Source organism: Acidisarcina sp. (assembly GCA_035539175.1).
Classification (GTDB): Bacteria; Acidobacteriota; Terriglobia; order Terriglobales; family Acidobacteriaceae; genus JANXZS01.
In genome coordinates this window covers 328,531-341,180 of sequence record DATLIY010000007.1, presented here as the reverse complement: position 1 = coordinate 341,180, position 12,650 = coordinate 328,531, and the positions used below count along the sequence as shown (strand labels likewise).

The following is a 12,650-nucleotide window of genomic DNA, read 5'->3' as shown; positions in this document are numbered from 1 at the left end:
GTGCTCGTCCTCGCTATTGCGAAGGAGGGAGCTCGCTGCCGGGTGCGCTGGAGGGGTTTTCGCCATTGGTGATTTGTGCTGGCGTTAAATCCGCAGGAGCATTCTGATATTTGGGGCCAACAAAGGCATACAGGCTGCTGAGCCCGATGGCGATAAGAACGATACCGAGTGCTGTGCAGACATATCCCATCTTGCGGCGTGCCTTGTCGCCCGGGGTGATGCCCCACTTCGCGCAGAACAGCCAGACGCCGTAGGCGAAGTGCCAGCAGATGGCCACAATCGCAATGCCATAAAAGGCCAGCATCCAGGGGTTCGAGAGTTCCATCTGAACCTTGTGGAAGGCTGCTCCCGGATTCTCCGGCAGGGAAACGCCGCTGAAGCGCTGCCGCCAGACATGCTGCGCAATGTAGACGAAGGCGATGATCCCCGTCCAGCGCTGCATCATGTACATCCAGTTACCTGCCCACGGGTAGTAGACGACATTGCTCTTGCCGCGTATCCAGATAAACAGACCATAGAGCGCGTGGTAAAGCAGCGGCAGAAAGATGAAGACCCACTCCAGCACCCGCACGAATGGCAGGCCGTTGAGGAACCGGACCTGCTGCGCGTATGCCGCCGGTCCTTTCAACGCCTCGAAGTTGGAGATGAAGTGCTCCACCAGGAACGCCCCGATCGGAACAATGCCACTCAGGGAGTGAAGCCTGCGCAGCAGAAAGGAGTTACCCTCTCCAGCTCGGAGTGGTTGCACGCCACGAATGGGAGGGGTGGCGGGGCTTACAGTGGTGGCCATGTGCGATTGACTCCTTTGATTTCGTGGATTAAAACGCGAGAAGCTCTCGCGGGAACGAATGTGATTATAGTCACGATACCGATCATTATTGGTGTGCGAGAGAACCACAGTCAAGGAAGCGCCGTTGCAACCTTGAAAATATCCCGAATCGGGTTATGAAATTTTGTGCTTCCATTGCCCAAGGAGAGCGCGAAAAGCGCGGCCACGGTGACTGAGTTGGTGCTTGGTATCGAGATCGATCTGCGCCATTGTTTTTTCGAGTGATGGCAGGAAGAAGAGCGGATCGTAACCAAATCCTCCGGTTCCACGAGGCTCTGTGAGTATCTGGCCTTCCACCGCGCCTTCTCCCGTTACCAGGCACTCCCCATCGCGCGCCAGCGCCAGCACACACCGATACCGCGCCGATCGGAGGGCAGTGGGGACGCCAGCCATCTCCCGCAGCAGCAGGCGGTTATTCGCTTCATCCACGGAGCCGGTCTCGACGGGAACTCCGGCATCCTGCGCAAAGCGCGCCGACCGCACGCCCGGAAGGCCATGCAGCGCGTCTGCTTCCAGGCCGGAGTCGTCGGCAAGAACCAATTCTCCGGGTAAAAGCCGGCTGTAATAGATGGCTTTCGCCCGGGCGTTGCCCTCGAAGGTATCTTCGTCTTCCGGTGCCGCTGGAATCGTTGCGAGACCTGGAAGCGGGAGAAGCGCGATAGTGCCGAGTCTATCCAGATCTCCGGCTGCTACGCGGAAATCCCGAAGCTTGCCGGGGTTGGTGCTGGCGACATAAATCCTTGTGGGCATACCACGAGTGTACGGCTCTCGGAACGGTGCCGGCGAAGATCACGGCCAGACCGGGAAGCTGCGCTAGCCCTTCTCGGGGCGCACCAAATCAAATGCCAGCGGGCACCCTTCGCATCTTGCTGTTGGTCCACAATGCCGCTTGCCCACCTCCACCATCAGGGCGTGAAACTCGTTGAAGTGCTGCAGATGTTCAGCGGAACTGTCTTCCGCAAATGCTTTTTCCGCGAGCTGCTGCAGCTCCATGTAGCGCGGGCGATCGTGTGTCAGATGATGTCGCGATGCGACTCGGCGCAGATACTCATCCACAACCATGACGGGATGCCCGAGTGCATAGAGCAAAATAGCATCTGCCGTCTCCGGGCCAACGCCGGGGAGCAGGAGGAGTTGAGGCCGAAGCACCGCGGTAGGCACGGCCGCCAGGCGCTTGAGAGAGCCGGCGTAGTCCCTGTCGAGGAACTCCACGAACGCCCGGATAGCGGCAGCTTTGCGCAGCATGTAGCCCGAGGGGCGGATGAGCTGGCGAAGCTCTTCTTCTGAAGTTCTGCGCAGCCCCGGCAGGCTGAGAGCGCCCGCGGCGCGCAGATTTTCGATGGATCGCTCAACCGAGCGCCACGCGGTATTCTGCGTCAGGTACGCGCCGACGATGACTTCGAGCGCGGTCCTGGCGGGCCACCATTGCTGCGGACCATAAGCTTCCACAAGATGTTGGTAGAGGACCCGCAATCGTGCCGCGGAGGAATTGTCTGGCGCTGACGGAGAGGTTGAGCCGGAGATGCGGGGAGGTCGGGTCACAACTGCGTCGTTGGCTTGGTTCCTTGCTGCAATTGGCGCTTCCAGTCGAGCAGGCGGGCCTTGGTGGCCTCCGCTTCGGCTTCTTTGATCATGCCCTTGTGCTGGTAGAGAATCGAGAGACTGGTGTGCGCCAGCGGATCGGACGGATCGTGCTCAATGAGCTGTTTTGCCCAGACAATGCCTTCATCCAGACGTCCGCAATCCTGCAGCGCGCGGATCAGGCCGTGCATGGCATCCAGTTTCTCCGGATCGAGCTTCAGGCAGGCCTCAAAGCCCTCCGCTGCTGCACAAGGATCGCCCTCAGCCACCAGATCGATGGCCTGCTGATATTGTTCCTCTGCCGCAGCGAGGATCTGTTCATGAGTCAAATTGGACGATGCTGAATCCATAGGGATGTCCTTATGATACTTCGGAGCGGGGAATTTGATGAAGGCATATACGGAATACCTTTCGTTTGAGACGAAGAAGCGGCGTGAGATGGTACACATCACGCCAAGGATTGAAGAAATTGTGCGTCGGAGCGGCATTCGGGATGGGCTGTGTCTCGTCGCTCCCATGCACATTACCGCGGCGATTTATGTGAACGATAACGAGAGCGGCTTGATTGAAGATATCGGGAAGTGGCTGGAGGATCTGGCTCCCGCCCGCCCGGAGTACAAGCATCACCAGACCGGGGAAGACAATGGCGATGCGCACCTGAAGGCTCTGCTGCTGCACCCCGAGACAACCCTGCCGGTCACCGATGGCCGCCTGGATCTGGGAACCTGGCAGCGGGTCTTTTATGCGGAATTCGATGGCCAGCGGAAGAAGCGCGTCATCGTAAAGCTGTTGGGGGTTGCGTAGCCGGCGGTACTCCTGGCGAGCTTACCGGGCCCGCGAGGATGGAGGCTGCGTTCCTTTCGAGCGTGGGGCGCATGCTGGAGCGAGGCAGAACGATGACGTCCACGCGGCGGTTCTGCCCTCGGCCTTCGGCGCTGGCGTTCGATGCTACGGGATGGAACTCCGCATACCCGGCTGCGGAGAGCCGCTCGGGAGCGAAGTTGTGATCCACGACGAAGATGCGCGCAAGCCGCGTGGCTCTTACGGCGGAGAGCTCCCAGTTCGATTCGAACTGGTCGGTATGGATGGGCACGTTGTCCGTGTGCCCCTCAATGCGCAGGTCATAAGGAGTGCTGCGCAGGACATCGGCAATGCGGTTGAGGATGGGGACCGTGTTGCTGTGCGGAACGGCAGAGCCGCTATCATAGAAGCCCGCTTCCCGCAGAGAGATGACCAGTCCATCATGCCCGATATGAATCGAAACGGTGTGCTGGGCGATCTGCGCCGACAGGAGCCCTTCCAGGTTCTTCTGTATTTTCTGGAAGTCCTGCCGCACCTGCGGCGGAATGAGCAGCTCATTTTCAATTTCGATATTGGCTGGCGTTTCCTGTGCCTGGGCCATGGCATTCAACCTGTTTTGGGCCGCTTTATCGCCGGCGAAGAGCCCAAGGGAACGAAATGCAGAGTCAATCGCCAACGCGAATTGCACTTGCTTTTTGGTGTCAGCCTTCGACGCCGCGTACAGCACGACGAAGAATGCAAAAAGCAAGGTAATGAAGTCCGCATAGGACACCAGCCAGCGATCATGACTGACATGCGCTTTCGCGCGACGACGCCTCATGCAATCTCCTTTGCGGGAATGGATTTGGTCTCGGTGAGAAAGCTGTTCAGCTTGATCTCGATCATGCGCGGGTTCATCCCCTCAAGGATGGAGATCACCCCTTCCAGCAGCATCTCCCGGCGCATCTGCTGCTCCCGCATGCGCAGCTTGAGCTTGCCGGCCGCAGGCAGAAAGAGAATATTCGCTGCTCCTACGCCATAGATGGTTGCGACGAAAGCGACAGCAATGCCCTTGCCCACCTCATCCATCTTGTCCAGATGCTGCATCACCTGGATCAGCCCCATAACGGCGCCAATGATTCCGATCGTCGGCGAAAATCCTCCCGCGGATTCGAAGACAGCTGGAATTCGCTCTTCCAGTTCGTTGTTGTTGTCGATTTCAAGCTCCATGATCTTGCGAAGCTCGCTCGGTTCCGTGCCGTCGACGGCCAGCATCAGGGCCTGCTTGAGAAATGGATCCGTCACTGTGGCAAGATCCTGATCGAGAGAGACAATGCCGCTGCGGCGGGCCTTGTTGGCATACACCAGTAGCTGCTTCAGCGTTGCATCGCCAGTATCCGGCTTCGTCCAGAAGACTGAGAGTACCTGCCGAAAGGCAGAGAGAACCGTCTGCAGGGGGAACTGCAACATCACCGCGCCGATCGTGCCTCCAAAGACGATCATCGCCGCCGTAGGCTGCAAAACCTGACCGATGTTGCCGCCTTCGAGAAGCAGTCCGGCAACGATTCCGATGACCGCCAGCGTAAGTCCAGCAAAGCTGCTCTTATCCATGTCTTTCCATTCAGGAGAATAGGTTCAATAACTGCATACTTGGGGCTGGTGGCTGCATCCGCAACCCTCAGTGCTCTGGACGGCGCCTTCGCTGTGCTGCGTCGTCTGTTATGTCAGCGGCATCGCCCTTGATCCGGGCGAGAGGTTCTTCCATATAGGCGCGCAAAGCCGCAGCCGCACTTGAGGTCACCGCCCGTTGAACTCCATCCTGGGCTCCCGGTGAGACGCGCATGCTTTCACCGAGAAGCCGCGCACGATAGGCGATCACCCGCTCGATCACTTCCGTGCAGCTTTCGCGCACCATGATCTTCTCCCCGTTGATTAACGTGAGCATGGTATCGGGAGAGCTCTCTGCAAATTTAATAAGGTCGCTGTTGATGACCAGCGCGTTTCCATTCAGCCGTGTCAACTCGATCATTCGCGGTCTCTGGCCTCCTGATGCATTTATCGGCAGGACGCGAAGAATATTCACGGGAGAGAGCGCGTGTGAGAGAGCACGTGGAGATTGCTGCGGACAGAAAGAAGAAACACCTCGTTAAAAGATCTTAAGAAATTTGCCCCATTGGAGCATTTCTCGTGCCATACGCATAAAGTCTTCCGCAAGGACGCCGATGAAGGCAGTGGGCAAAACGCGGTTCCTTCCGCAAGGTGATCCGGGGCTGGGCGATGACAACAAGCCCTCCGCTTCCGGTCAGGCACCCGAAGCAGGGAACCCAGAGTTCAACGATTCACCAAACGGGATCTATCAAACAATAGGAGCGATATCATGGCATTGGGTGTCCTGAATAACATCACAGCAATCTATGCGCAGAATAACCTGGCGAACACACAGGCTTCTCTGCAGAAAACCCTCCAGCAGTTGTCTTCTGGTTCGCGCATCAACTCCGGCGCCGATGATGCCGCCGGCCTCTCGCTGGCCAACGGCCTGCAGGCCGCTTCCTCAGCACTCTCGCAGTCCGCGAAGAACGCCTCCCAGGGCGTAGACTTGCTGCAGGTTGCCGATGGTGCGCTCTCGCAGGTTACCAATCTCCTCAACCGCGCCGTTACGCTGGCAACAGAGTCCGCCAACGGTACGATGAACTCTACCCAGATCGCCGCAGCGAACGCGGAGTACACAAATATCCTGGGCGAGATCAACAACATTAACAGCAACACGGAATACAACGGCATCAAGTCTTTCGGTACAACCGCCAAGATTTACACGACCGACGGAACTACCAGCCAAACGGACAACAGCGCAGCTCTGAAAGCTGTTGATGCCACGACATTGGCTCTCACCGCGGCGGGTTTCACGGACCAGACAACAGCACAGGCAGAGTTGACGAAGATCACGGCTGCAATCAATACCATTGCGTCAGATCGCGGTACGGTCGGCGCTAATATCAATACTCTGAGTGCAGTTGGCAATGTCATGAAGACCGAGTCGACCAACACCTTGGCGGCAGAGAACGACGTGACCGCAACCGATTACGGCCAGGCCACCTCGGATATGTCGAAGTTCCAGATCCTGAGCCAGACCGGCATTGCCGCTCTTGCACAGGCCAACCAGTCGCAGCAGTTGATCACCAAACTGCTCCAGTAGCAGCCGGCAGCGAGAAATCCCAAATAGGGGAAGGCATCAGGTAACAGCTGCCTTCCCCATTTGGCGTAAGAGGGAGCATTCCCAGATTTCTCTAATCTTCCGGCCCTGCCTGGCCGTCCACCTGTTCCTAACCCCTCGGAGGAGACGCGATGGGTAATGTTGGTCTCAATTTTGGCTCGGCAACCAGCGGTGCTGGCTTTGATGTAACCGCGACAGTGAATCAGATCGTCACGAATCTGCAGGCAGTGGAGATGCCCTGGAAGACTCAGTTGACGAACCTGGCAAATCAGGACGCGCAACTCTCCAGCCTGGGGACGCAACTTTCCACGCTTACGACGGATCTGCACAATCTCACCGACTTCTCCGGCATCTTTGCGGCCAAGCAGGGGTCCAGTTCCAACACCAACGTGCTGAGCCTTACTTCGGCGAGCACCTCGGCGGTTGCAGGGACACACACGGTCACAGTGCAGAGCCTGGCCCAGACCTCGACCGCGGCATCCGGTGTTGTGGCTGCTTCCGACGTGCTCGCAGGAAGCGTGTCGATCCAGGTTGGGTCTGGTGCGGTGCAGACTGTGAACGTCAATGCGTCCAATCCCACGCTTGCGGGCCTCGCGGCAGCAATTAATGCGGCCTCCATCGGGGTAACTGCAACCGTGCTGACGGATACAAATGGTGCACGGCTTTCAGTGGTGAGTTCAACTCCGGGTGCAGCGGGAACCTTAACCGTCTCAAGCGGTCTTACGGATACCACCACTGCGTCGAGTGCCGTCTCTTTCTCCCAGATTCAAACCGGGCTAGACGCCAGCATGCTGGTGGACGGCGTGCAGCTTACGAGTGCATCGAATACCGTCACGAACGCGATACCGGGAGTGACCTTCCAACTGCTTTCGGCGCCTTCGCCCGCATCGAGCATACAAGTTGTGATTACCAATGACACAACCAGCGTAGCCTCGGCGATCCAAACTTTTGTCACTGACTACAACAAGGTGATGAAGGCCATCAATACACAGGAGGGCAAGGACTCCTCAGGCAATCCCGAACCGCTCTTCGGTTCGACGGTATTAGCCCAGTTGCAGCAATCGTTGCAGGGGGCGCTGAACGCTACCTTCGGCAGTGGTGCTGTCTCCTCCGCCTATTCACTGGGCATTACCGCCAACCAGGATGGAACTATCTCGCTCAACACCGATACGCTGACCTCGATGCTGAATACGAATTACTCGGATGTGTCGGCTTTCTTCCAGAACGCGGGAAGTTTTGGCGCGAGCTTCGCGAACACCCTGAATAATTTGGGGAGCAGTTACAGCACGGGTGCGATCACCCTGGCCTTGAACGAAAACAAGAGTCAGGAAGCAAACCTGAATGACGATATCGCCCGGCAGGAAGCGCTGATCGCGACCCAGAAGACGAATTTGACCGCCGAACTGAATGCCGCCAATCAGATACTGCAGTCGATTCCCGCGCAGATCAATCAGATTAACGAAATGTACAGCGCGATTACCGGTTACAGCAAGACACAGGGCTAGCCAGAAAGCGAAGGAGAAGCAGGTGAATCTCTACCAGCAGCGTGCACTTGAGGGGGCCTCCGGCGTAGAGCTTACGGTTGCGCTCTACGACGGCATCATCCGGTTTATGCGCGAGGCAGCAGCCGCCGTGGATCGCGACGATGTCTCTGGCCGCAGACGAGCGGTGAAGCGCGCCATGGATATTCTGGTTCATCTGCAGGGCACGCTGCGCATGGACCTTGGCGGCAAGACTGCGGAGACCCTCGCCGAGTTCTACACCGCTTCCTTTGCCCTGATGCTGCAAGGCTCGATGGAGTGCTCAAAGGCAAAGTTCGAGCGTGTGATTGCGCAGGTGTGGGAGGTTCGCGAAGCGTGGCGCAAGGTAGCCGCCGATCCGGATCTTGCCGAGAAGACTGCCGCCGAACTGCACCGCCTGCAACAGGCCTCCGGTGCAAACCCGCGCCAGCAAGCCATGCAATCCGTGGTCAGACAATCCGTGATGGTTCCGCAGGAGAGGGAAGCGTCGTCGAGTTGGACTGCATAAGGAAACATGAGAAAAAAGAGAGCAGTGGCCGATTTCAGTGCGTGACGGCCAGCTCTTCTTCCAACTGCTGCTTCTGAAACAGATCCGCGTAGTAGCCGTTTTTCTCCAGTAGCTGCTCATGCGTGCCCAGTTCGGCGATGCGTCCTTCGACGAGGACAGCAATCCGGTCTGCATGGCGCACCGTCGAAATACGATGCGAGATAAAGATCGTCGTGCGCCCCTGCATGATGCGGCGTAGTTCTTCGAGAATCTGTTCCTCGGTATAGGTGTCGACGCTGGCCAGGGCATCATCGAGAATCAGGATTCGCGGATTGCGCAGGATGGCGCGAGCGATGCTTGCACGCTGTTTCTGGCCGCCGGAGAGCGTGACGCCGCGCTCTCCCACCATGGTGTCGAAGCCCCGGGGAAAATCCTGAAATTCTTTGCGGATGTGGGCGGCCTCGGCGGCTCGCATGACATCCTCTTCGGTTGCATCTGGCGTACCGAAGGCGATGTTTTCGCGAATCGTCTCGCTGAAGAGGAACGTCTCCTGCGGCACGACTCCGAGATTGGACCGAAGGACCGCGAGCGGATATTCGCGGATCGGCCGGCCGTCGATCAGGATGCTTCCTGGCGATGCGTCATAGAATCGCGCGATCAGATTTACCAGCGTCGATTTTCCCGATCCTGTAGGCCCGACAATAGCCAGGCTCGTTCCAGCGTCAATCTTTAGGGAGAGATCCTTGAGAATGGGGTAGGATCGCTCTTCTCCGGTGTCATAGGCGAAGGTGAGATTGCGAAACTCAATCTCGCCCTGCATGACGAGATCCGCTGGAATGGAAGGATCTGCATCGTGGTTATCAATCGTCGGCTCCTCCGAGAGAAGCTCGTCAATACGTGTGACTGAGGCAGTGCCGCGCTGGAAGAGGTTGACGACCCAGCCTAAGGCGATGATCGGCCAGGTGAGCATCAGCATGTAGGTATTGAATGCGACGAAGTCACCCACGCTGATGTGGTGCGAGAGCACCTGATGTCCACCGACAAACAGGGAGATCGCCATGGCCAGGCCAAGAATGAATTGCAGGGTCGGCCAAAGCATTCCCATCAGTTGAACAAGTCGCAGGGATCGCCGGATATTTTCCTGGTTGGAACGCTCAAAGGCGGCGATCTGCGGCTCTTCCTGGGCGAAGGCGCGAACCAGTCTTGCGCCGGAAAAGTTCTCCTGTGCCTGGGCGGAGATCTCGGAGAACATGGCCTGAATCCGCTCGAAGCGGTCATGAATGCGGCTGCCTAGAAACTGTACCAGGACCGAGGCCAGCGGTAGCGGAACGAGCGCCACCAATGTCAGTGATGGACTGATGCGCAGCAGGAAGAACAGTGCACCAAGCGAGAACAGAATCGTGTTCGCGCTATACATAATGGCGGGGCCGAGCAGCATGCGTACGGCTGCCAGGTCATTGGTCATGCGAGCCATGATGTCGCCGGTGCGGTGCTGCTGATAGTAGGCGGCAGGCTGGCGCTCAAGCTGGCGAAAGAGATCGTTGCGCAGGTCGTACTCAATTTCACGGGAGACGCCGATGATGATCCAGCGGGTCAGAAAGAGGAAGATTCCCTTGAGCACAGAGACGCCGATCAGCAACCCGGCATAGAGCAGGATCTTCTGCTGCGTGATGCCGTGGTTCAGGTCGTCGATTGCTCTGCGCACGACCTGCGGAAACAGGATCCAGATGGCGTTGCTTAAAACGACCGACACGCCTCCCCAGAGGTATTCCCGTGAGTAACGGCGCATATAGGGGAAGAGCGGGCGCAGGCGGCTGAACATGCTTCTCCTATCTTAACCGAGCGGTGTGCAGTCCGGGGGAATCAGGTGGGTGTTCGCAGCAGCAGATACCCACCGGCGAGGCCGAAGAGCAGGTCAGGCGACCAGGCAGCCATAAACGCCGGCAGCATATTGACGTTTCCCATCGCTTCAAAGGTTCCCGCCACGACCGAGTAGGCAATCGCCACCCCAATGGCCACAGCCACTCCGGTGAGCGACCCCCGCCTCCCCATGGAGAGCGCAAAGGGAACGGCGAGCACGGCCATCACCAGGGTGATCAATGGATAGGCGAGTTTGCGGTTGAGCTGGACGCGCAGCCGCATGGTGTCAAAGCCGCTCTGCCTCAAGTCGCGAATATAGCGGCTTAGCTCGACGAAGCTCATCTCCTGGGATTGGCGGCTTTCCTTTTTAAAATAAGAGGGTTCCTCGCCGATGTCCGGAAAGGTCTTTACATCGAAGGGCTGGTAACTGGTGATGACGTCACCCTGGAAGCTTCGGTCCCAACCCTTTTCAAAGATCCAGCGGTGAAGCTGGGGCTCCCAATAGGCGGTGGAGGCGAAGATTCGGCGCGAAATAGCGAAGCTCTCAGGATCGAATTCAAAGACGCTGAGGTTGGCGAACTTGTCGTGATCCGGGTCGAAGAACTGATAGTAAAAGATGCGTCCGGGCTTTCCCGGCTCCTGATGGCCAAACATCCACTTCTGATCCGGGCGCAGAAAAGTCTGTGCGGGCTTGCCTTTGATGACGCTGCGCAAAGCCTCCTGGCGGCGGTTCGCGCCCGGCAGGTAAAGCTCGTCGAAGGCAAAGAGCGCGACGGCGAGAACGCAGGCGATTACCAGCACCGGCAGGACGACGCGATAGAGGCTGATTCCCGTGGCCTTCATCGCGGTGAGCTCGTTGGAGCGGTTGAGCCCGCCAAAGGTGACGAGTACCGAAATCAGGACGCTGAGTGGCGTAATGATGTAGATCATGCTGGGCGTGAGGTTGATCAGGTACTCACCTACGGTGACCAGCGCCGTGCGATTGCGGATGATATCGCCGAGAAGCTCAAAGAATGTGAAGACGAGCAGGAGCAGAACAAAGCTGACCAGCACCAGACCCAGGGTTGCAAGAAATTCGCGCAGCACATATTCGTCGAGAATAAGCGGAAACCTGCTTCTTCCTTCGCGGTCCCGGCGGGAGAATGACGAGGCTGTCTCCCGAACCTTCTGTTTGCCCGGCAAGGTGGATTTGAACCACGAGCCAACTGACGAAAAGGCGGTGAGGAAACCTCCGCCGAGCGCCATTTGGCGCAGCAGAATCAAGCCGCACACGGCGAATACGATATTTGCCATCCACACTGCTGCGAATGCAGGAAGCTTATCCTGGCGTCCGAGAGCCACCCCGATCGAGGAGAGGAAGTAGTAGACAAAGACCAGTCCAATGGTCAGGACGAAGCCAGCGCTCTTGCCTCCCCGTCTGGAAGAGATGCCAAGAGGAACGCCAACCAGCATCAGAACCAGGCAGGCTGCGGGGTAGGCAAAGCGCTTGTTGAGCTCGATGAGATACCACTTGCCGCCAGGCCCGCGTGACTTGTTGAGGAGCTCCTGGTTTGACATTGCCAGGATCGGGGTCTCACTCCGGCTGACTCGCGCATCATTCTGCGAGCCGACGGCCAGGGGCAGGTCCGTATCGCTGAAGGTGGAGATGCTGTATTGGCTCGGGTCTCCGGTTGGCGATTCGTGCTGCGAGCCATTTCGCAGGCGCATGCGGACGGTCTGGTCCTCGCCATTGACCACCGTGGCCGATTCCGCCGTGGTCACCTTGGGCGATGCGGGATTGCTCAGATCTGCCAGAAAGATGCGGTGCCAGTTCGCGGATCCGGCAGCCGGCTTCACATCCTGCACGTAGAGCACGAATGTCTTGAAGTCTTCATAGAAAACGCGGGGCTGCACTTCAAAGGATGCCTGAGAGTTCCTCAGCGAATTCTCAAGCCTGAGCAACGCCTGTGCAGCTCGTGGTGCGAGGAAGACTGAGTTGCCCAGTCCGATTAAGAAGGCCAGAACAGCAATTCCGGAAATAATCCGGACAAAGGTCCATACGCCAATACCGGAAGCCCGCATGGCGATGATCTCGCTGTCCGCGGCAAGCCTGCTGAGACCAAGCAGGATGCCAACCAGGACTCCCATCGGTATCGTGACGGTAAAGGTGTTTGGCAGCGTGAAGAGAAACACCTCCATCACGCTGGTGAGCGATGCACTATTCCTGACGACCAGTTCAAGAATCTGCCCGAGGGGGCGCATGAACAAAATGAAGGTGAAGAGCGCCCCGCCAATCAAGGCGTACGACAACACTTCTCGCAGGATGTATTTCGTCAGAATCCGCACAGGCTTCGGTCCAAATCCAGTCTACAGGACGGAAGCCACTGCAAGTAGAGGAGCGCG

13 protein-coding genes are annotated in these 12,650 nt (G+C 58.0%); 4 read left to right on the top strand and 9 right to left on the bottom strand.

Annotated features, from left to right (window positions below):
• Positions 1–13: 13 nt before the first annotated feature.
• From VM554_04135 to VM554_04120, 4 genes are all read right to left on the bottom strand, one after another.
• A complete protein-coding gene (locus VM554_04135; GenBank protein ID HVJ07547.1) occupies positions 14–790 on the bottom strand; it encodes a succinate dehydrogenase cytochrome b558 subunit in 777 nt (258 codons plus the stop codon).
• A 153-nt stretch (positions 791–943) separates the two neighbouring features.
• Positions 944–1,579 carry a non-canonical purine NTP pyrophosphatase gene (locus tag VM554_04130; protein HVJ07546.1) on the bottom strand — a complete coding sequence of 212 codons (636 nt, stop codon included), beginning with the start codon at positions 1,577–1,579 and terminating at the stop codon, positions 944–946.
• Between the two features lie 63 nt (positions 1,580–1,642).
• On the bottom strand, positions 1,643–2,371 hold the full coding sequence (locus VM554_04125) for a hypothetical protein (protein HVJ07545.1): 729 nt from the start codon (positions 2,369–2,371) through the stop codon (positions 1,643–1,645).
• On the bottom strand, positions 2,368–2,760 hold the full coding sequence (locus VM554_04120; GenBank protein HVJ07544.1) for a tetratricopeptide repeat protein: 393 nt from the start codon (positions 2,758–2,760) through the stop codon (positions 2,368–2,370). Before VM554_04120 ends, VM554_04125 begins: the two co-directional genes overlap by 4 nt.
• A gap of 37 nt (positions 2,761–2,797) precedes the next feature.
• On the opposite strand from VM554_04120, the gene VM554_04115 reads away from it, so the two are divergent.
• On the top strand, positions 2,798–3,214 hold the full coding sequence (locus VM554_04115) for a secondary thiamine-phosphate synthase enzyme YjbQ (GenBank protein HVJ07543.1): 417 nt from the start codon (positions 2,798–2,800) through the stop codon (positions 3,212–3,214).
• Here the strand turns inward: VM554_04115 and VM554_04110 are convergent.
• The 3 genes from VM554_04110 to VM554_04100 all read right to left on the bottom strand — a co-directional run bounded on the left by VM554_04110 (position 3,186) and on the right by VM554_04100 (position 5,219).
• Entirely contained in the window at positions 3,186–4,031 is an 846-nt protein-coding gene (locus VM554_04110) for a flagellar motor protein MotB (protein ID HVJ07542.1), read from the bottom strand. The two genes, VM554_04115 and VM554_04110, sit on opposite strands and share 29 nt — an antisense overlap.
• The gene (locus VM554_04105; protein HVJ07541.1) at positions 4,028–4,801 is read right to left on the bottom strand and encodes a flagellar motor protein; all 774 of its coding nucleotides are present in this window, start codon (positions 4,799–4,801) and stop codon (positions 4,028–4,030) included. The genes VM554_04110 and VM554_04105 overlap by 4 nt, the downstream gene beginning before the upstream one ends.
• 67 nt (positions 4,802–4,868) lie before the next feature.
• The gene (locus VM554_04100; protein HVJ07540.1) at positions 4,869–5,219 is read right to left on the bottom strand and encodes a flagellar FlbD family protein; all 351 of its coding nucleotides are present in this window, start codon (positions 5,217–5,219) and stop codon (positions 4,869–4,871) included.
• 348 nt (positions 5,220–5,567) lie between these two features.
• On the opposite strand from VM554_04100, the gene VM554_04095 reads away from it, so the two are divergent.
• The 3 genes from VM554_04095 (at position 5,568) to fliS (ending at position 8,429) form a co-directional block, all read left to right on the top strand.
• Entirely contained in the window at positions 5,568–6,383 is an 816-nt protein-coding gene (locus tag VM554_04095; protein ID HVJ07539.1) for a flagellin, read from the top strand.
• 149 nt (positions 6,384–6,532) lie between these two features.
• A complete protein-coding gene (gene fliD, locus VM554_04090; protein ID HVJ07538.1) occupies positions 6,533–7,906 on the top strand; it encodes a flagellar filament capping protein FliD in 1,374 nt (457 codons plus the stop codon).
• 22 nt (positions 7,907–7,928) lie between these two features.
• On the top strand, positions 7,929–8,429 hold the full coding sequence (gene fliS, locus VM554_04085) for a flagellar export chaperone FliS (GenBank protein ID HVJ07537.1): 501 nt from the start codon (positions 7,929–7,931) through the stop codon (positions 8,427–8,429).
• 34 nt (positions 8,430–8,463) lie between these two features.
• Here the strand turns inward: fliS and VM554_04080 are convergent, their stop codons facing one another.
• A complete protein-coding gene (locus VM554_04080) occupies positions 8,464–10,230 on the bottom strand; it encodes an ABC transporter ATP-binding protein (GenBank protein ID HVJ07536.1) in 1,767 nt (588 codons plus the stop codon).
• 41 nt (positions 10,231–10,271) lie between these two features.
• Positions 10,272–12,593, bottom strand: a complete 2,322-nt coding sequence (locus tag VM554_04075) for an LptF/LptG family permease (GenBank protein HVJ07535.1) — start codon at positions 12,591–12,593, stop codon at positions 10,272–10,274.
• Between the last annotated feature and the right edge of the window lie 57 nt (positions 12,594–12,650).